The organism is Dyella sp., assembly GCF_035503745.1.
Lineage (GTDB): Bacteria > Pseudomonadota > Gammaproteobacteria > Xanthomonadales > Rhodanobacteraceae > Dyella_B.
The window spans coordinates 1-20,226 of the sequence record NZ_DATJTC010000006.1 but is presented as its reverse complement, the minus strand read 5'-3'; the positions used below and the strand labels follow the sequence as shown (position 1 = coordinate 20,226).

General features: G+C 60.5%; 16 protein-coding genes and 1 tRNA gene. 10 read left to right on the top strand and 7 right to left on the bottom strand.

Features of this window, described 5'->3' with window-relative positions; translation table 11 throughout:
* Nucleotides 1-2 precede the first annotated feature (2 nt).
* Complete coding sequence (locus VME63_RS01645) at nt 3-668, top strand: YoaK family protein (protein ID WP_325429587.1); 666 nt, start codon at nt 3-5, stop codon at nt 666-668.
* Nucleotides 669-712: 44 nt separating this feature from the next.
* On the opposite strand, the gene VME63_RS01640 is transcribed toward VME63_RS01645, so the two are convergent.
* A complete protein-coding gene (locus tag VME63_RS01640; RefSeq protein WP_325429585.1) occupies nt 713-1,450 on the bottom strand; it encodes a phosphatase PAP2 family protein in 738 nt (245 codons plus the stop codon).
* Nucleotides 1,450-3,717, bottom strand: a complete 2,268-nt coding sequence (locus VME63_RS01635; RefSeq protein ID WP_325429583.1) for a TonB-dependent receptor — start codon at nt 3,715-3,717, stop codon at nt 1,450-1,452. The genes VME63_RS01640 and VME63_RS01635 overlap by 1 nt, the downstream gene beginning before the upstream one ends.
* Nucleotides 3,718-4,013: 296 nt before the next feature.
* Here VME63_RS01635 and VME63_RS01630 point away from each other — a divergent pair, with 296 nt between their 5' ends.
* The 7 genes from VME63_RS01630 (at nt 4,014) to VME63_RS01600 (ending at nt 9,931) form a co-directional block, all read left to right on the top strand.
* The gene (locus VME63_RS01630; protein WP_325429581.1) at nt 4,014-5,372 is read left to right on the top strand and encodes a replication-associated recombination protein A; all 1,359 of its coding nucleotides are present in this window, start codon (nt 4,014-4,016) and stop codon (nt 5,370-5,372) included.
* Nucleotides 5,373-5,453: 81 nt separating this feature from the next.
* Nucleotides 5,454-6,032 carry a hypothetical protein gene (locus VME63_RS01625; RefSeq protein WP_325429579.1) on the top strand — a complete coding sequence of 193 codons (579 nt, stop codon included), beginning with the start codon at nt 5,454-5,456 and terminating at the stop codon, nt 6,030-6,032.
* A gap of 91 nt (nt 6,033-6,123) precedes the next feature.
* Nucleotides 6,124-7,404 carry a serine--tRNA ligase gene (gene serS / locus VME63_RS01620; RefSeq protein WP_325429577.1) on the top strand — a complete coding sequence of 427 codons (1,281 nt, stop codon included), beginning with the start codon at nt 6,124-6,126 and terminating at the stop codon, nt 7,402-7,404.
* Entirely contained in the window at nt 7,401-7,778 is a 378-nt protein-coding gene (locus tag VME63_RS01615; RefSeq protein WP_325429576.1) for an LrgA, read from the top strand. Before serS ends, VME63_RS01615 begins: the two co-directional genes overlap by 4 nt.
* Nucleotides 7,779-7,835: 57 nt before the next feature.
* A tRNA-Ser gene (locus VME63_RS01610) sits at nt 7,836-7,925 on the top strand.
* 82 nt (nt 7,926-8,007) lie between these two features.
* A complete protein-coding gene (locus tag VME63_RS01605; protein ID WP_325429574.1) occupies nt 8,008-9,564 on the top strand; it encodes a DUF6538 domain-containing protein in 1,557 nt (518 codons plus the stop codon).
* 37 nt (nt 9,565-9,601) lie between these two features.
* Complete coding sequence (locus VME63_RS01600; protein WP_325429572.1) at nt 9,602-9,931, top strand: hypothetical protein; 330 nt, start codon at nt 9,602-9,604, stop codon at nt 9,929-9,931.
* Nucleotides 9,932-10,165: 234 nt separating this feature from the next.
* On the opposite strand, the gene VME63_RS01595 is transcribed toward VME63_RS01600, so the two are convergent.
* Nucleotides 10,166-12,124, bottom strand: coding sequence for an ATP-binding protein (locus VME63_RS01595; protein WP_325429570.1), 1,959 nt, complete (start codon nt 12,122-12,124; stop codon nt 10,166-10,168).
* A gap of 463 nt (nt 12,125-12,587) precedes the next feature.
* Between VME63_RS01595 and VME63_RS01590 the strand changes: the two genes are divergently transcribed.
* Complete coding sequence (locus tag VME63_RS01590) at nt 12,588-14,258, top strand: MobA/MobL family protein (protein WP_325429568.1); 1,671 nt, start codon at nt 12,588-12,590, stop codon at nt 14,256-14,258.
* A gap of 3 nt (nt 14,259-14,261) precedes the next feature.
* Here VME63_RS01590 and VME63_RS01585 read toward each other — a convergent pair whose 3' ends face one another.
* The 4 genes from VME63_RS01585 to istA form a co-directional block, all read right to left on the bottom strand.
* On the bottom strand, nt 14,262-15,062 hold the full coding sequence (locus tag VME63_RS01585; protein WP_325429566.1) for a hypothetical protein: 801 nt from the start codon (nt 15,060-15,062) through the stop codon (nt 14,262-14,264).
* Nucleotides 15,063-15,067: 5 nt separating this feature from the next.
* Nucleotides 15,068-15,709 (bottom strand): hypothetical protein, encoded by a 642-nt coding sequence (locus VME63_RS01580; RefSeq protein WP_325429564.1) that lies wholly within the window; start codon nt 15,707-15,709, stop codon nt 15,068-15,070.
* Nucleotides 15,710-15,944: 235 nt separating this feature from the next.
* Nucleotides 15,945-16,700 (bottom strand): ATP-binding protein, encoded by a 756-nt coding sequence (locus tag VME63_RS01575; RefSeq protein ID WP_325429562.1) that lies wholly within the window; start codon nt 16,698-16,700, stop codon nt 15,945-15,947.
* Entirely contained in the window at nt 16,654-18,225 is a 1,572-nt protein-coding gene (gene istA, locus VME63_RS01570) for an IS21 family transposase (protein ID WP_325429560.1), read from the bottom strand. Before istA ends, VME63_RS01575 begins: the two co-directional genes overlap by 47 nt.
* 594 nt (nt 18,226-18,819) lie before the next feature.
* On the opposite strand from istA, the gene VME63_RS01565 reads away from it, so the two are divergent.
* Entirely contained in the window at nt 18,820-19,995 is a 1,176-nt protein-coding gene (locus tag VME63_RS01565; RefSeq protein WP_325429558.1) for a hypothetical protein, read from the top strand.
* The last annotated feature ends 231 nt before the right edge of the window (nt 19,996-20,226 follow it).

Below are 20,226 nucleotides of genomic sequence, written 5' to 3'. Positions count from 1 at the left end.
CGATGATCCGCCGGCTGCCGCGTTGGGCGTGGATCGGTGGTGGATTGCTGGCGCTGGTGGCCGGCTGCATCAATGCGGTCGGTTACCTGTGCTTTCGGCATCAGCCGATCACCCACCTCACCGGCACCAGCACGCAGCTTGGCATCGCGCTTGCGCAAGGCAATGTTGCCGAAGATCTGCACTGGGCGTTGATGATCGTTTCGTTCGTGCTCGGCGCGATGGTCAGCGGCTTCATCGTCAAGCAGGGCGCGCTTGAACTGGGTCGCCGCTACGGCATTGTGTTGATACTCGAATCGGCGCTGCTGTTCATGGCCGCGCCGATGATCCACGCGGCGAACGATCTTGGGTTGTACCTGGCCTCCACCGCGTGCGGCCTGCAGAACGCCATGGTCAGCACCTATAGCGGTGCCACGCTGCGCACGACGCATCTGTCGGGCATCTTCACCGACCTCGGTATCTACCTCGGACAGCGTTTGCGCGGATTGGAGGTGGACATGCTGCGCATCCATGTCTGCCTGCTGGTAGCCGGGCATTTCATCGTCGGCTCCGCGCTAGGTACACTGGGATACGCGCATTGGCAGGAACGCGTATTGCTGATTCCTGCCGCGCTTACCGGCGCCGTAGGTCTTGCCTACGCCATCTATCGCCAGTTTTTTCTGCGCGAATAGGCGATCTGGGCGATGCCCTGCGCCGACGGCATGCCGTGGGCGTTTCAGTGTGTCGATGAAGCCGTCGCTTTCTTTGCGCCCGAGGTCGCCAACGGCGGCTGGGCGGGTAATCCCAATGCCTTGCGCAACTCCGCGCGCGCGGCGAGATAATCCTGCTGCCAACTGGGATCCTGCATGACTTCGGCAGCGATCACCGTGCCTGCAAGATGCCCGGCTTCCACGTCGCTGGGAAAGTGCGCGCCCATCACAATGCGGTGCTGCGCGTACACGTCGGCCCGCGCAAAGATGGCTGCACGCTTTTCCGGCACCATATTGGCCAGTAGCACCGCCGTGGTGTAACCGAAGGTCGAGTGGCCGCTGGGATAGCTCCAATCGTCCGCTTTCTCCTTGGCCAGCGGATGCACGTCGCCGGAAACCGCGGCGGGTCGCGGACGCTGCCAGTAGTTTTTTGCATCTTTCACCAGCGCCTTGTCCAGTTGGGCGGTGCGCGCAAAAAACGCGGTTGTCTTCGGCAGCGCCGAGGACGGCACGGCCAGACCCAAGGCATCGGCGAAGCGGAACACGGAACGGTCCGTGTCCGCCTTCGCCGCCGCGTCATCGGCATCGGTGCGGGTTTTTTGCGTATCCAGCACCGCCTGCAGATCGCGCTGGGCCGCAATCGAACCTGCTGCCGGCGGAGGCGGCAGCAGGTTCGACAATGCAATGGTGGCCGGATGGACACCACCGTCGGCCAGTGCGGGCTGGCCGATAAGCAGCAAAGAAAGCAACAACGAGCATTTCATCAGAACAGATCCGCCGAAACGGTGAAGTTGAAATTGCGCGCCGGAATGGTCCAGAACAACGGCGTGCTGTCGGCCACGGTAGTGCCGGCCAGCGCGTCGATGTGGGTGTTGTTGAACAGGTTGTTGAGCTGGATGCCGATCTTGAAATCCTTTACGCCTGCCATGTGCGGATCGAACTTGTAGCTGGCGGTGAAGTTGGTGACCGCGTAGCCGCCGATCACCGTGTCGTCGTTGTTGTTGGCCGTGTAGTAGGTTTTGCCCACAAACTTGTCCACCAGCGAGGCGTAGACCGGTCCGTTGGTGTAGATCAGGCCAAGCGCGGCGGTTTTGTCCGGCGTGTTGGGGTTCCAGGTGTTGCTTTGGGTCTGGATGGCGCGGTTGAGCGAACCATTGGCGTAAACGCTCAAGCCGCCGCCGACCATGTACGTGCCTTCCAGTTCGACGCCCTTATAGTGCACGCCGCCGCCGTTGTAGAACACGGTGTTGCCGCCGATCTTCTGGCTCTGGATGAAGTTGTTGAAGTCGATCTTGTACACGTCGCCCGACACGGTCAGTCGGTTGCTGGTCCAGGTGGTGCCGAGCTGGACGTTGGTGGTCTTCTCCGGTTCCAGCGCGGCGTCGGAAATCGACGGCTTGGCGACGTAGAGCAGGTTGAGGTTCGGTGCCAGAAAGCCCTTGGCCCACTGCGCGTAAGCCGTCCAGTCGGAGGTAAACGCGTAGTGGAACGCGGCCGAAGGCAACGTGGCGTTCCAACCCTTGGAATAGTCCAACGGCGTGCCGGTCTTCTGGTTGTACGTAGCGTCCAGATTTCGCAGGAAGTCTTCGTACTTCACGCCGCCCACCAGGTAGGCCTGGTCGGTGATGTTCCACTGGTATTCCACGAACGGCTGGATGGTGCGCAGCGAATCGGTCATGACGCGATCGATCGGCAGGTCGGTGCCCTTGGTCGGCGCGCCGGTGGTATTGAGGGCGGGCACGTCCAGCGTGTCGTCGAATTCATACTCCCAGCGCAGGTTGTCCTGGTGGTCGAACCAGGCACCGGTGCGCAGCTCGCCGGGGCCGATTTCCTTGCTCAAGCGGAAGATGTCGCCAAAGGAGCGATACCAGTTGCGCATGTGCTGGCCGGGCACATTGTCCGGATAAAGGCAGTCGTTGCCCTTGGCGTTACAGAAGGTGCCGTTGGGCGTTTCGCCGTTCGGGTCCAGGCCGTTGAAACCGAAATGGTTGTAGGCGTAGGTGTAGGCTTTGTTGTCGAGCGTCCAGCCGTCGAACTCCGAATGCACCCCGACGTAGCCCATGTAGGTGCTGATCTGGTCGTTGTTGTAGCGGTAGTAGGACTGGCTGTTGGGGTTGTCATTCAAGGCATAGTTGGGGCCGTACTGGGCGATCTGCGCCTTGGTGGCGCCCAGCGGCACGTACTGGTTGATCTTGTTCCACATGCCGCCGAAGGTGAGCGTGGTGTTGTCGCCCAGCGGTTGCACCACCTTGGCGAACACGTTCTGGCGGCGCTGGCCGGCCTCGGTGAGGTAGCCGTCGGAGGTGCTGTTCTGCACGTTGACCACCGCGTTGGTGCCGCTGTTATTCAAGGTGCCGGTGTCGATGCGCGCACCTTCGATCGCCGTGTTCCAGCTTCCGTAGCTGATGTACGGATGCAGGTTGAAGGTGCTGGAGGGGTTGATCGATTCCACCGACACCGTGCCGCCGAAGGTGGCATCGCCCAGCGTGCCGGCCGTGCCCGGGCCGCGATCGACGGTAACGCTGCTGGTTTCCTGGTTGGTGAAATAGGAGGTGGAATGATGGGTGAAGTCGTTCGAATCGCCCCACGGGATGCCGTCGAAGGTGACGTTGTACTGGCCGTCCTGGAAGCCGCGGATGCTGGCCACCGAGGTTTCCATCAAGCCCGAGCCGTTGGGCGCGATGGTGTAAGTGCTGGGCGAGATCGCGATGGCGTCGGTGTAGTCGCCGGTAGGCGGAATATTTTCCTGGATGTAGGTGCTGCCGATGATCGACTGCGGTTGCGTGGCAATCAGCGAGCCTTGCGTGGGGGCCACCGCGCTGACTGCGCTGGAGTTGGCCGTGACCTGCATGCTGGAGAGGGTTTTGGCGTTTTGCGCCGAATTGCCAATATCGGTGTTGTCGGTCGAATTAGGGCCGCTGGCATTTTGATTGGCGTCTTGGGCGTAAATCGGCAAGGCACTGGTTAAAGCAAGGCACAGGGCGAGATAAACCGGTGAGCGGCGGAACAGCGCGTACGTCGATGGCGTCATTGTTTTTTTCCGGTATCGGCAGGGGTTTGCAAAGGCCGACACCGTAGAGATCCCACATGACACTTATATAACAAATAGATTAAATCGATATTCTTTTTGACGCGAAAGAAAATGCGCTAAGGATAATCTAAGAATTGCATGAAGCCTGACATAAATTAATGCGCGAATTAGGCGCCAGTTAAGCTTAGCCTAAGTCATGAACGATTGCCGCAATAATCATTAATTTGCAATAGGGAATAATCCCTCAGGGTGTTTGATGGCCGTTGCGCGGCGGGTGCCGGTGGGTTAGGGCGCGAATGTCCTATCATCGTTCGATGGAACAACGCGATTTACCCCATACCCCGGAACTGTTTGCGGCGGATTCGCAAGAGCTTAAGCCGCTGGCCGAACGCATGCGGCCGCAAAGCCTCGACGACATCGTCGGACAGCAACGGCTACTGGCGCCAGGCAAGGCCTTGCGACGCGCGCTGGAGGCCGGCCGCGTGCACTCGATGGTGTTGTGGGGGCCGCCCGGATGCGGCAAGACCACGCTGGCGTTGCTGGTGGCGCGCTACGCCGATGCGGATTTTCGCGCCATTTCCGCCGTGCTTTGCGGCTTGCCGGACGTGCGCAAGGCGTTGGCCGAAGCCGAGGTGAATTTTGCGCGCGGCCGGCGTACGGTGTTGTTCGTCGATGAGGTGCATCGCTTCAACAAGGCGCAGCAGGATGCGTTTCTGCCGCACATCGAACGCGGCGTCATCATTTTCATCGGTGCCACCACCGAAAATCCCTCCTTCGAGCTGAACTCGGCATTGCTGTCGCGTTGCCGCGTGCACGTGCTCGATGCGGTATCGACCGACGACATCGTCGCTGCCTTGCGCCGTGCGCTTACCGACGAAACACGCGGGCTGGGCGAATTGAAACTGGATGTGGACGAGGACGCCTTGCGTTTGATCGCCCACGCTGCCGATGGCGACGTGCGGCGTGCGCTCACGCTGCTGGAGATTGCCGCCGAAGTGGCCGATGGGCACGTCATCGACAACGCAACGCTGGAGCAGGTGCTGGCCGATCGCACGCGCCGCTTCGACAAGGGCGGCGAACAGTTCTACGACCAAATTTCCGCGCTGCATAAATCGGTGCGCTCCTCCGATCCCGACGCGGCGGTGTATTGGCTGGTGCGCATGCTCGATGGCGGCTGCGATCCGCTTTATCTTGCCCGTCGCATGACGCGCATGGCGGTCGAAGACGTGGGCCTGGCCGAACCGCGCGCATGGCGCATGGCGCTGGATGCGTGGGATACCTACGAACGCCTCGGCAGCCCCGAGGGCGAACTTGGGCTCGCGCAGCTGGCGATCTGGCTTGCCATCGCGCCCAAGAGCAACGCAGCCTACATGGCCTACAACCAGGCGCGCGAGGTGGTCGGTCAAACCGGCACGCTCGAGGTGCCCATGCACCTGCGCAACGCGCCTACCAAACTGATGAAAGGCCTGGGCTACGGCAAGGGCTATCAATACGATCACGACGCCGAGGGCGGCATTGCGCTCGACCAGCAGTGCCTGCCCGATGCGCTGGAAGGCACCGAGTTCTACCAGCCGGTCGAGCGCGGGCTGGAACTGAAACTGCGCGAAAAGCTGCAATCGCTGCGCGAGCAGCGCAGGTGGGCGCGCAAGAAATAAGCCGCGAAGGCGCCGCACTCTTGCGGCGTCAGCCGGGCGCGCCTAGATTGCCGCTTACCATCCAGCCGGGAGGGCCGATCCATGCGCATACTGGTTGCAGCGATATTCGGCGGCATCGTGCTGTTCCTGTGGGGTTTCGTGGCCCACATGTTCCTGGGGTTGGGCAACCCGGGCATACACCAGCCCGTGCACGAAGACATTGTGCTCAGCAGCTTGCACGAAGGGCTCGGCACCCAGCCGGGCGTCTACATCCTGCCTTCGTTCGACCCGGACAAATGGAACGACCCGGCGGCCCGTGCCGCCTACGCACAGAAATCCGCCACCGCGCCCTACGCCTGGGTGGTGTACTTGCCGCAGGGCGAGGACATGACCAACATGAAGCGCCAGCTGATGCGCGAATGGGCGTCAGACACGCTCGCGGCGCTGGTCCTGGCGGCGCTGATGGGCCTGGCGCCCTTGGGCTTGGGCAAGCGCATGGCCATCGCCCTGGCCGCGCCCCTGTTCGCCTGGCTCAGTGTGCTGGTGCCGTACTGGAACTGGTACCGCTTCCCCCAAGCGCTGACCCTGGCGGCACTGGCCGAACAAATCATCGGCTGGCTGCTGGCGGGCGTGGTCATGGCGTGGTGGCTGGGGCGCGGGGAGCGCCAAACCGCCCGCTGAGAAGCCCGGCGGGCAGGGCGGTGCCGCGTTGCGGCAGCGCCGGCCCGGCCGCCATAATCCACGATCCTTAGTCATCCACCCGGATCTGATCATGCTGGACCCCGCATTGCTGCGTTCGCGCCTGGCCGAAACGGCCGCGCGCCTGAAGGAAACCCGCGGCTACACGCTCGACGTGGCCGTCATCGAGGCGCTGGAAAGCCAACGCAAGCAGCTGTCCACCGACACGCAGGAGCTGCAGAACCTGCGTAACACCCGCTCCAAGGCCATCGGCCAGGCCAAGGCCAAGGGCGAGGACGTCGCACCGCTGATGGCCGAGGTCGCCGGCATCGGCGACGCGCTCAAGGCGAACGAGCAGGCGCTCGCCGACGTGCAGGCCAGGCTGGCCGACATCGCGCTGGGCATCCCCAACATCCCGCATGAATCCGTACCCGTCGGCAAAGACGAAAACGACAATCACGAAGTCAGCCGCTGGGGCACGCCGCGCCAGTTCGACTTCGCGGTGAAGGATCACGTCGATCTTGGCGAACGGCATGGCTGGCTGGACGGCGAATCCGGCGCCAAGCTTTCCGGCGCGCGCTTCACGGTGCTGCGCGGCCAGCTGGCGCAGCTGCACCGCGCGCTGGCGCAATTCATGCTCGACCTGCACACGCGCGAACACGGCTACCTGGAATGCAACGTGCCGTTGCTGGTCAATGCCGACACCATGCGGGGTACCGGCCAGCTGCCCAAGTTCGAGGAAGACCTGTTCGCCACCCAGGTCGGCGAAACCAGGCGCTATTTGATTCCCACCGCCGAAGTGCCGCTGACCAACCTGGTGCGCGATACCATCCAGAACGCCGACGCCTTGCCGCTGCGCCTCACCGGGCACACGCCGTGCTTCCGTGCGGAAGCCGGCAGCTACGGCCGCGACGTGCGCGGCATGATCCGCCAACACCAATTCGAAAAGGTGGAAATGGTGCAGATCGTGCGTGCCGGCGATTCGTACGCACAGTTGGAAGAAATGGTCGGCCACGCGGAAAAAGTGCTGCAAAAGCTTGGCCTGCCATATCGCAAACTGTTGCTGTGTACCGGCGACATGGGCTTCGCTGCGGCCAAAACCTACGACCTGGAAGTGTGGCTGCCGAGCCAGAACACCTTCCGCGAAATTTCCAGCTGCTCCAACGACGAAGATTTCCAGGCGCGCCGCATGCAAGCGCGCGTGCGCAGCGCCGAGACCAACAAGCCGGAGCTGGTACACACGCTCAACGGTTCGGGCCTGGCCGTGGGCCGCACATTGATCGCGGTGATGGAAAACTACCAAAACGCCGATGGCTCGATCAGCGTGCCTGAAGCGCTGCGCCCCTATATGGCAGGTGCCGAGGCCATCGCATGAACACACCGGCGCGCACGTCCTGGGACAAAGTGGAGTTCTACACCAGCTACTTCCTTATGTTCGTGCTCGCCTCCGTCATCGGCACGCGCTTGGCCTTCGACTCCGTGTGGACCTTGCCGCCGCTCGACCTGGCCTTCAACATCCTCGCGCTGATACTCGTCATCGCCAGCTTCTGGATCGCACGCAAGCGCCGCTCGTGGCGCCTATGGATCATCGCCTTCACCACCGCCACGCAACTGGTACCGATGGTGCTGCGTCACCCGGCTACGCTATTTCCGCTGCTGGGCGGATTGATTCCCGTAGCCATCATGGCCTGGGCGCTCTATTCGCTTTCCCGCAAAAGCCCCAACGACCCGCGCGCACACCGTTCCTGATACGATGCGCACTCACCGCCATGCAACCGACAACCCGCATGCAGGCGCGCTACACATGGAGAGATGGCCGAGTGGTTTAAGGCAGCAGTCTTGAAAACTGCCGTAGGTGTAAGCCTACCGTGGGTTCGAATCCCACTCTCTCCGCCAAACCTCACGAAAAGCCCTTTTTAAAGGGCTTTTTTGTGAACTGGGAGAAACGGCGCTTGGTCAAGTCGGTTGGTCAAATCCAATGCGGCTTGCACACCATTTGTTGCGCCACGCCTCAGGCGTTTTCCACTTCCGTCTGGTGGTCCCCCGAGACCTTCAAGGCCTCCTAGGGGTGCGGATCATCAAGCGATCCCTCCGCACCCGAGATCCCAAGCTGGCCCGGTGGTGGGCTTACATCCTCGGTGCGCGTTATGCTCAGATCTTCGCCAGGGCACGGGATGAGGGGATCTCGATGGTCAAGGAACGACGCGCCAAGGATCTGCCGGAGCAACCGGCTCGGAAGCGTTCAGTCGTTCTGCAAACGGGCTCTGGGGAGGAGCTGGTTGATTACGGCTGTGAGATCCGCCCGGATGGTTCCATGCGGTTCGAGGCCACCGATGAGGCGGACCACGAACGGCTGATTGAGGCGATCCGCGAAGCCAAGAAACCCCCGGCTTGGCTCACCCAGGCACCGTCCGTCCCCCATGCCACCCAGGCATCGCCTCCGGACATGCAATCCCTGGCCGGTGCGATGGAAACATTGGGCGCCTCTTTGGCCCAGTCGCTGTCTAACTCAGCGGCTTCTTCCATGCCTCCTGCTCCCGCTCGCCCGCGTGCGATCGGCAAGGCCGCTGATGCTTGGCTGAAAAGCATCCGGGCTGACACGTTGCCAAAGACGCTGGTGATCAAAACAGCGGCTGTGATGGGTTTTGCCCGGCATGTGGGCATCTCGAAGATGCTGCACGAGGTGCGGCGCGAGGATGTTTCCGCCTGGATCGAAACGCTCCGCACGAGCGGGCTGCAGACCCCAACCCTGATCAACAAAGCCTCTTATGTCCGAGGCTTTTTCACCTGGGCCGTCTCCGCTGGTGCTTATGCCAAGTTTCACAAAGACGAAAATCCGGCGGCCGGGCATGTCATCTACCGCAAGCAGGAAAAGAAGCGGCGGCGGGCGTTCGGCTTCAAGTCCTTCACTCTTGAACAGATCCAGGCGCTTTATGCCCCGGAGGCCCTGGCCACCCTGAGCGCAGGCGCGCGCTGGGGAGCGGTGATCGGGCTCTATACGGGCGCCCGTGTTTCGGAGATTGGGCAACTTGCACTGGTGGATTTCACCATGGTGGATGGCGTGCCCTGCATCACGATCACCGACGAGGGCGAAGGCCAAAGTGTCAAAAACACTCCGAGTTTGCGCACCATTCCGATCCATCCAGATCTCCTCACCTTGGGCTTGATGGAGCGCGTGGAACGTCTCAGAAAACAGGGCCAAAAGAACCTGTTTCCGAAGATCAAGGTTGGATCAGTCAATGGGCGAGGCGACTGGCTCTCGAAGGCCTTCGGGCGTCACATCGAGGCCGTGGGCATCCCAAAGCCTGACAAAGGAAAGTTCGGGTTTCATAGCCTCCGGAAAACGGCCGTCCAAACCATGAAGGCAGCCAAGGTTCCGTTGGAGTGGCGCTGCGCTTTCGTGGGGCACGATCTCGACGAAGAGCATGTGGAGATTTACAGCGGGGAGTATGGGCCGAAAGAAATGCGAGAAATTGTTTCTAATGGACTTAAATGGGATTTATTGCTACCGAAAATCCGAAAAGTCCTGTTGTAACTTTCAAATGCTGCCACGGTAAAGAAGGGGAGTAGATATGAGCGATACAGATGCAGGGACACCAGTTGCAGTGAGCGAACCACCATCACCGACCGCGCCTTCCATGCCGAAGAAGGAAAAGGGTAAAGCTGCGGTCGTAACCTCGATCGTTATTATTTTTGCTGTTATTGGGCTGATTTATTTTTTTAGATCAAGTCCGAGAACTGTTACTACCATATTTGGCGTCGGTGTTAGTTTGTCGTCATTTGCTTTTAGCTTTTCGGAGCACCCGCGAAAGTCAGGGTGGAGAATTGCATTTTTTATTCTAAGTCTTGCTGCTGCGGCGGTTGGCTGGTTAGTGATCAGGATCGCCTGTCCTGGAATTTAAATCGACAGCAAAAACACTGCCACGATTTCTGAGACATAGGAAAGGACGTCGGTCACTTTAATTTTTTTGCTTTTGTGCGAACGCTCTTTCATTGATGGCTCCAAATGAGATGAACCTTTGTGGGAACATGACGCATCTTTTGTGCGGATTAGCCCTAAGAACTTCACGGGCTCATCCCCTGCGTCGAAACTTAGTCCAAGTTGGGGAGCTGTCAAGGAGCCACGGATGGCAGGTTCACTCAGCGTCAGAAGGTATCAGTGGCGCTTGGCTCGGTTGCCCCATGACCTTCTGCACCAGGTCATAGCCATTGACCTCCTCGTAACGCGAGGGGATGCGCTCTTTCAGGTTCATCAGGCGACGGTTGGCGGTGTCGGTGAGTTGACCGTAAGTGGTGGCCTGGATGCGGGCGAAAACGTCCTGGCCTTCACCGAGCGACTTGGTACGGGTGGTTGCCTGAGCGATTTCGTGGCCAACCACATAGGCATGGAAAAACGGCCGGCTTGCCAGCGCACCGTTGGACATCAGGTCCTCGATGTAGCCTTCGGCTTGCTGCATCTCTACTCGGCCGATCGTTGAATGCCCCTTTTTCAGCTCGATCAGGAGCACGTCCCGCATGCAGGCCAGGTGATCCGTGCCATTGAACGTGGTCGTCGCGGTCAACGAGATCGTTGCATCGTTGAGGATCACCAAGTCAGGACGCCGGCGCGGGTTTTGGAACGTGGTGTCGGCCTTGCGGGACCCGAAGACCTCTTCGGCCACCGTGCGCAGGGTGCTGTTGGAGGCGTATTCGGAGCTGTCGAACTCCGGCCCAAAGAGCCAGCGTGCCTGAGTGATCAGCGGGTGGAGGGTGTGGAGTTCATCGGTCGCCGGATCTTTGGCCAGCTTCTCGATGGCGGAGATGACCGACAGGCGGGCATCAATCTCATCCAACACGACCAGGGCATCCTGGACCGTCCACTGTTCCAACAGGCGATCCAGTCCCTCGATGTCGGTTTCGTCCAGGTGCATGAGCTTGTCCAGCAGGCGGATCCCGCCTCGGCCCGATTGGAGCTGGATGACGGCCCGAACGGCCTTTGCCAGCGCCTCAGGTGCAATGCTCGGATGGTCAGCGACCAGGGCATGGGTGAACTGGGCCACTTCAACCTTCGCACCCGTGGGCAGGTTTCGGAACTCCTCCCGGTTGCGCATCAGCGCATCTTCGGAGTTCTCCTCCACGAACGAGGCCGACAGGGCTTCCACCTGACGATGGACATAACTGGCCACCTCGGAGAACAGCCGGTCCACCTCGGGTTCGGCTTTGAACCGCAACCAATCTTGTTCAACGAACGGCGCCCAGGTGCCATCGGCCTCGATGACCACCGCATACCGTTTGGCAAACCGCGAGCGCCCATCCAGAACCGGCGTGGTGCCGACCGCCCAGCGCGGGGTGCCGACCAAACGACGGTTCACCCAAAAGGCAATGCCTTGGTAACGAGTGTTCTGGGCGGCCTTGGTGGTGTCCACAATGTGGGCTACCACCGTGGACCCAGAACCGACGCGGAGCACTTCGGTGTTGAGGAGGCCTTCGTGTTGAGCCAGGGGGACTGAGCGTCCGTTGACGACCACGGTGAACTGCGGGTCATGCACAAAGCGCCCCGCCAAAATCTTATAGACCGATAGCGGGTCGGGCAGGTGACGCTCGACCACGACCGAGAGCCGTGTTCCGTGCCCCGTTTTCTTCGACCTGGTTTCGCGCTCGATGTAGAACGGCGACGGGTTGTTCCGGGTGTTGATGACGAAAGTGGTGGCATCGCCCCCGCGCCAGGTCTCCACCTCATATTGGCTGGCGAAGCAGAGGAGGCCATGGCGGCCCACACCATTTCGTCCGAAGGGGATGCGGTGCTGGTCGGCGCGCTCCGGGGGAAACTCCACGCCGCTGCCCTGATTCTTGATCCGGTTGTAGCCCAGCTTCATCCAGCGCGCACGGAAGTTGTCCGCGGTCATGCCATGGCCGTCGTCCTCGACCGTCAGGGAGCTGCCTGCATCCTCGGGGATGATGATCGAGACCCGAGAGGCGCCGGCGTCCCAGGCATTGGCCACCAGCTCTGTGAGGGCCGTCTCGCCGTCGTAGCCAATCTTGCCCAAGGTTCGGAGGACATAGTCCTCCTCAAACAGCGCCTCATTGGCGGCGTTGCCGCGGTTTCCCTTCGCCATACCCCCTCCAAATCGGGGTAGCCCCATGACGCTCATGACTATGCCTGCTCCGCGATTGGTTCTCAATCGAGGGTAGACGGGGCTTGGCGCAGGGGGTGAGACGGCCCCGCTCTCCTTGAATGCCTCTCATGGGTGGCGACGCTTTTCCCGATCCGAAAGCCAGGGCAAACCACAGGCAGGCAGACCAACACTAAATGCAAAATCGAAGGCGCGTCTTACTGTTTTTCAAACAGGACGCTTCGAGCCAAGGCAACCCCAAGGCCAAAGAGTAAGCGTCAAAACCAGGGCTTTTGAGCATCGGCACGAACAGGCTGACGCTCATCACAGATGCAAGATTTTGAAGCGCGTCAGGCATTGACGTGCGGCTGTTCTTTGCTTGCATGTGGCATGTGCTTGGCGTGCATAACCGGCGCCCGGTCCTCCCCGATCATGATGATCGGTCCACATGGCGAAAAGGATTTCGATGACACTGCATGCCCGCCCGCACCTTTCCACCCATGGCCGATCGGATGGCCACAGCGCCGTCGCCGGCGTTGCATATCGTCTCGGGCTTCGCCTCTACGATGAGCGAGCCGGGAAGTGGCACGACTTTCGCCTCCGCCGTCTGGGCGATCACATCGCCGCGGCCCTCACCATTGGGCCCGCCGGTGCACCTGATTGGGCCCTCGACCCGCAACAGCTCTGGAACGCAGTCGAAGGGGCAGAGAAAAGAAAGGACGCGCAGCTCGCACGGGATTTTCGCATTCCCATCCCCCTCGGGGTTGGCCTCGAAGAGGCCAAACAGATGGCCATTGCCATGGCGCGTAAAATCTCGGATCACTTGCACACGCCCGTCTCCATCGGAGTGCATCGTGACGCAGACAAAACCGCACTGGGTGCCCCGAAGCCAACGGGTATGCGAGGCTTCCACGCGCACCTCTATTTTCCGACCAGGGCCCTCGATGAGATCGAGCAGTCAGGCGGATCATCGGCATGGGTGCTGGGGTCGAAGTTTTCCTTCCTGACCCATCGCCGCACCTCGTCCAGTTTCGTGGAGGGCCTGAACAGTGCGTGGGCCGCTTTGGCGAACGAATACGCATTGGCCGCGGGACAGGTGGCTGATTTCGACCACCGAAGTTACCAACGCATGGGGCTGGATATTGAGCCCCAGAGGACCTTGGGGGCTGCTGTCACCGCCATGGAACGCAAGGGCTTCTGGACCCGAAAGGGCGAAGAGCTCCGTGGGCAGATCGTTGTGGCCAGCGAAGTGCTCCGTGTCTCTCAGGCGGATGCCTTGGAAGCACAGCACGCGCAGGCCGTGCAGGACGTGGCCCGTGAGCAGGTGACCGAGCAACCAGGTGACCAGAGAACGGAGCCGGGAGCGATGGACGAGATTGATCAAAGCAATCGGGTGTCCGGTGGCGAAAATCCTGCATCAGGTGCACCCTCCGCCGAAACGATCGCCTCACTGCCCGATGGCGAGCCCGGGTCTCTCCTGCGCCGGTTCCGCGAGGCGGTGGCGCTACCGGAAGACGCGGATACGCTGCGCGTCTATGTGCAGGTCGTGGGCATCATTCGCCTGGTCGAGCGTCTCTTGTCGAAGCTGGCAGACCTGATGCATCGCAAGATGGCCCATGATGAAGACCGGAGTCGACGTGTCATGGCACGACTGGACGCGGAGTTCCAGGTGGACCAGGCACGTCAGCGGCGCTCGGCCGCGAAAGAGGATTTGAGGCAATGGGAGGACGAGCACCCATTGCGCATCGCCGCCGCCAAGGCGGCCGGACGGAAGCCTTCTGAGTGGGTCCAGCGGAATGATGTCATCCGGCACGAGGACGCCAAGGTGCAGGAGGCCAAGGCTGCACGCGAACGGCACATGGGGCACATGGTCACAATCGATCAAGCGGGCGCGCAGCTGACAGGGCAAGAGCTTGCCCAGAAGGATGAACTGGGGCGAGCACTCGATGTCATCCAGCAGCTCAGTCCAATTCTGATGGCCGGGCTGTTGTCCGTGAGTGATCAGGGGGAACGTGTGTGGCTGGAAGCCGCCAAACCTGCGGGGTCCATCGAAACCGCTCCGCCAGAGGTGCTCCCCTTGGACCTCATGAAAGATCAGATGAAGCTGCGTCCGCGCCCCATGATGAGGGGCAGCTGATGTTCACGGCGGGGCGAGCTTCAACACTTGCCTTGCGATGGCCTTGGCGACCTCCCACAAGATCATGGCGTCATCCGTGGTCAATGCCACATTGTGGGAATACTGTTTGGAGGGGTGGATGTAGTTGCGGTAGTCACGGAGGACCTCGCCGACGTCCTTTGCGGAAACCGTAATCCAGCCCAGTTCATGGGCCACCTCGATGTAGTTCTTCAAAGCCCACTCTTTTAACTGCCGGGTCTTTTGCTGGTCGTCCTTCGGTGCGGCAGTGGCCTTGAAGATGGCAGATTTGTCTGCTTCAAGATTGATGCGCGCAAGGAGCAGGGCTTCGAGTAGGCCGCCCATCATCACGGTGGCGGCCAACGGTGCACCAGCTTTCAGGCAAACCACGCATTCGTCCCATCGGGCCGTCAAGACTGACTGCATCCTCTGGTCCGACCCTAAGGCTTGAAAAGAGATCGGCTGGTCAGAGGTAGATGTGGTGTGCACGGGGGCTTTCAGGGCCTCCGTGCGCAGGTCAATCAGGTTTTGCTTGATGGACTTGCACAACTGGTCATAGACACTGCGGGTGGTTTGTCGGTCGCTGTGAGCCAATAGAGCCTGATAGGCCTCTTCAAGGCGCTCAAACTCATAGGTCATTTCCACGGACCGCAACGTGGCCTTGTAGTTGTTGAACCACGTCAAAGCCGTTGCCTTGACCACACTTCTCTCTTCCGCGCCGCGGACCTGGGCACCGTTTCCCTTTTTGATCAGCCTGCGGAGCCGATCGATCTGGGCGATGGCTTCGTCGATGCTGGTGGTGAGCATGACGGTTAGCGCTTCTTGGCCTTTTTCGCTGCCTTGGTGGCGCGCGGGGCTTTCTTGGTGGCGCGATTTCCACGGGGCGCTTTCTTTCCTGCAGGCCGCCTCACTTTTCCGCTGGGTGCCCCATTCGGTCCCCCTGATGGCAGGGTTAGCGCAACGAGGTTTTCACCAACGGTGTTGATCGCGTAGGTGCCACGTCCCTCCGCGCGATCCAGGAGCCCCTGGTTGTGCGCGTTGACCATAGTTTGAGAAATCTTGCTGGGCCTCTGCCGTCCCGTTAACCGGCACGCTTCCAAAACATCTTCCGCGGAGATGGCCTCCTTGCGGATCTGCAGCGGGGCCTGGAACCGATAGAAGTAGGCGACGACGGCAACGAACTGGACGTCCGAAGACGGGGACTTAGCCTGCACAAATGTTTTGATGTCGGAGGCATTGTCGGCGGCGGCCGGGAGCGCTGGCGGGGCAATGCCAGTCGTCGGGGGCACTGCCGGAACGTTGACTGCTGGGACGGGTGAGGGAGACTGTGTCTTCAACCCCAGTTTTTCCCGGGCCCACCTCAAAATCCGCTCCTGATCCTCGGCATCGAAGCCGGTAAGCGCCTCAATCACCGTCCTGACGGCATCGAAATCATCTTTCTGCGGCTTGGACATCTGGGTCACTCCTTGTTGGCGCGGCGTGTTCAAGGGAACAAACCGGTCACTGCAACCTTTGGAAACGTCTCTTGCCTTGCGAGCATACCGCACGGGGTGACTGAGCTGGCACAGTCGAAACAAGCGTGCCGGTCAGCATCTGCCGGACGAGTGGCCAGATAGGGCCAGAAAACTCACTGTGAGTATTCTGGTTCATCTGACCACTAAATCTGGTTGACGCTGGCCGGCTTGCTGGTCAACGGCTGGCCGCCGGCTTCAATCCTCGCCGTTTGAGCACCTTACGCGGCTTCTCCTTGCGCAATCGGATGGTGCAGGCCTGGCGAGTGATCCGTTGGATGATGGCTTCGGCGTGATCCGGATTCGCAAATGCGATCTCCCACTCCTCAACAGGACGGGAGGACACCACGATGGTGGATAGGCCTTTTCTCATGCGCTCGTCCAGCAGGTCACGCAACAGCGTGCACTGGTGTTCCTCGATGAAATCCTCTGCAACGTGATCGAGGACCAAGAGGTTGGCACGCCGCAGGGGAGCCACCAGTTTTTCCAGCTTGGCGGCATCGATGACATCGGATGTGTCCATGAGTTTGGAAAGGACCTGGTAGACGACCCCGTGGCGGGTGAGTGCCGCCTCCCGGGCCAGCGCGCCCGCCAGGAATGTTTTGCCGGTGCCGTGATCGCCCACGATGATCAGGTTGGTTCCCTCATCCACCCACGTGCAAGTCGCCAGATTGGCCAGGGTGCCCGCAGTCAGGCCGCGGCTGGCCTCAGTCCATACGTTGGCGATGGCCACGGTCTGGCTCAGCCGGGCTCGGCGAAGAAAGGTATCAATGCGGCGGGTCTTCTTCTGGGCGGCCACGGAGACGGCCAGGGAGTGGAGGCACTCAACGTGAGATTTGTGGAGGTTGGCAGGGTTGCGGCACCACCGGTTAAAGGATGAAGCCAGGCTATGAAGCTTGGCTTCGCGCAGGAGTTTCAACGTTTCTTGGAGCATGGGGAGGGCTCGATGTGGGGCGTTCACCTCGCGTCCTGCTGCGGCTCACGGTGGGTTTCTTTCTGTGGTTTGTTGCTCCTTGGGACAGAAAGCGTCGGACAGTCGAGAGGGTGATGGACTTCACCTCAAAGGCGCTGTGGCAGGCGGCCTGCACGGGTTCAGCACCGAACTTGTGAACGAGGGTTCGGACACCGTCGCATGCGGGCATGGCCAGGTAAGGTTGGGAGGCCACCTCAAACTGGTGTTCAACGAACCGGAGCAGGTCGCCACCTTCTCGGGCAGCCCATTCCTTGACGCCGGCAGGGGTTCGTTCGGCCTGGTATCGGTGGTTGGGTGGTTGATGCTCGGGCAACGTCGTGTGGTGACCCAGCAGGAGGCTCCGCTTGTGGCGGGCCACGCATTCGCGCTGACTGAGGATCTCAATGATGTCGTCGCTGATCCGGGCGTCCAGACGCTTTCCGATCAGCGTGTGAGGCACCGAGTAATGATGGCCCCGGATGCACACGTGGTAGTCCTGGGGGACCGCGGGAAGCTCAACGTATTCCGTATAGACGTATGGGCGCGGCAGCGGCCGTAAGCGTTCCTTTTCCTTACTGTTGAACCGCGCACGGCGGCTCACTTTGTATTCCTTCATGGGCCGGTCGTTGAGCTCTTCCAGTTTTTCGGCGATGGCCGCATTGACCTCGTCTATCGAATGAAAAACATGGTTGCGCAGGGCGCCTAGGATGTTGTTTTGGACGAACCCAACGCTGCTTTCAACGGTCCCCTTGTCGCGGGGGCGATAGGGTCGCGCTGGGTCCACCAACATTCCATGATGGCGGGCGTAGTCCTCGAAGGCCGGTGTCAGCACTGGATTGGAGCCGGGGCGGATCACGGCCGCTTTGAGGTTGTCACACACCAGTTTTCCCGGCACACCCCCGTAGTATTCGAACATGCGAATGTGGCCGGCGATGAAGTCGGCAATCCCCTGCGTGGGGACACAGGTGGCAAAGATCAGGCTGGATGCCGGAAGCACGGCCACAAAAAGTTGAAGGCGGACCGCGATGCCTGTTTGAGGGTCAATGTAGGACGGTCCCTCGCCGGAATAATCCACGTAAACCTCCGCGCCTGGCTCGTGATACCGGCGCATTTCAGAGGGCCGCTGCTTTTTCAGGCGACGGTAATGGTGTGCCATCTGAGAATACGAAAGGGCATCATCGGGGCTGGGTTTTCGGTATTCCTGCCAGAGCAAGGTGATGGTGACGCTCGGCCTTTGCATCTCGGCGAACACCTGCTCCCAGTCAGGTTGCCGCTTGCGGTGGCTGGCCTTCCCGCTGGGGCGGTTGAACAGTTTGTTGAGCTCACCCGGTTTGATCTTTTTGAGATCTGCCAGCCCCCATCCCTTTTGAGCCACGAGTTGCCGATAGCGGCCCACGGTCGTCTTCGAGACATGTCTGGCCTCGGCGATCGCACGGTCACTGTCGTGGGTCATCAAGATCCGCTCCAGCAGGTCGTGGAGCTTGAACTCGTTGTGGCTCTTCTTCATTCCATGCTCCATGGCATGCCCGGCCAGCGGCGGGCGTGACCGATCTGCATATTTGGGGGAGGTTCCTGGGGCGCCTGAACCCGACGGTTCGGCCGGTTGGGCCGCATGGATGCAGCCGCCCACATCGCCCTGCTGGGCGACGCTTGACAGATGAGGGGGCTGGAGAGATAACAAGCCGGCTGGTGGCTTCCATCCAACTGGCGTTTCGAAGGGCCTGGCGTTGCTGCGCTGGGCCTTCTTCGTTTTATCACTCGCCCAAGGCGGGTGAGCTACATGGGGTTCTCCGGGGTAAGGGGGCGGGATGTGCCACGCAGGGTGGCGCGGCTGCCCTATGGCTTACCAAAAACCGGATGTCTGTCAATCGACGGTTTCTGGGTTTGCCAACAGTAAGTGGAGGGCTATTGCCTGCGCTTGCCAGATTTGACCGCGGTGATTGAGCGCGCCTCAGATTTCCGGAAACTCGACCGGGGACATCCGGTAAGTTGGCACTGCTGAACGGATGAATGATCGAGGGGCGCCATGGAAACTCGGACGCAGTGGTTCAGAAGGATGGCGTCGCGGTTGCGGCTCCTCCTCGAATGCCCAGAAAAACCCGTGAGCCAAGACGAAGCCCTGTCCTTGATCGTTGCCATGGTCAGGCTCCGCGATGTGACGGAGGTTGATCCATTCCCGCCGGGTGCGGCCCCGGTGACCGTAGACGGTCACTCATTCGAACGCCTTGCAAACCAAATCAGGCAACATCACCGCATCACATTGGACCCCGGCGATTTGGTCCTCCTGCTGTTAACACCGGGAGATCCGGTTCAGGGGAAAGTTCGAAAATCGGGACCGTTCGCGCTGCCCAGGGTCACGTCGGAATATCCGTGGTTTGCTCATCTGCTGCTCAACGCGATCAAGCAGCTCCCATCACTCCCCGATTTTTCCGATGACACGAAGGTGTTTGTCATGTCGGATTTCAGCGGGGAGCATCGCTCTGCGCTCTATAACACCTACTCCTTCATCATCTTGGCGCAGGACAAAATCGGACCGTTCCAGGTAAAGGTCCGAGAGCTCCGCGAAAAGCATGGCTTGCTCAATCCTTACAGTGAGTTCGCTTACAAGGACCTTCGATTTGGGGCGCGCAGCCGTGCGCTCCCCGAGTTCCTAGACTTGGTAGACAACTACATCCATGGCGCGGTCATCACGTTGGCAGTCGAAAAACGGATCGAGACGCTGTTTGGTCCTTCCAAACCAGAGGCTCACGCGTTCTTGGTGGATCAGCTGGCTTCTCTTGGGTTTGGGCAGTGGAAGGGGCCGGATGCAGAAAAGGTCTCCCGCGTGTGTCATACCCTTGCCGTGTTTGTGTCGTTGTTGACGAGTACTGGTCAGCGCCTGCTTTGGTATTGCGACAACGACACGATCAATGTGGACGGAAAACGGCGCACCTTCGCGCATACCCAGGAGCTGTTCAAAACCGTATGGGGGATGTATGCCACGCAGCCGCTCGATGTCATCGGCTTTGGGCGGTCCTTTGAGGATAAAAGCTATCTGGATGACTTGTTGAGTGTGGCGGACCTGGCCGCAGGAGTTGTTCAAGACCTGCTGCAAGGAAACGCCACGGGGGCAGATATTTCCGGTGGTGACGAAAAGCTACGAGTGATCAGATGGGCGGCATCACCGGCCAGGTTCCTTTCGAAGATCAACATTCAGATCTGCCGGATGGAAAACGGTGAGGTGGGCAGTGGCTTGGTCGCCATGAACCTGAAAGATGAGCAGCCAGATTTAGCGTGACATCCCCTGGACCACTCGGACATAGCATGGCGGCATACGGCTTCTTGTGGTCCGCGCTTCTCACCAAAGAAAAAGCCGCTTCCAATGGAAGCGGCTCAGACTGCTGACAAACCCCAACCATCGCGTTGGGGTTTGTCGTTTAATGGGCCATGCTGAAGATACCGACGCCGGCCCAACAGCATCTGGAGATGGTGACACTCGAGATGCTGGTTCCCCAGGACCACCTGTTGC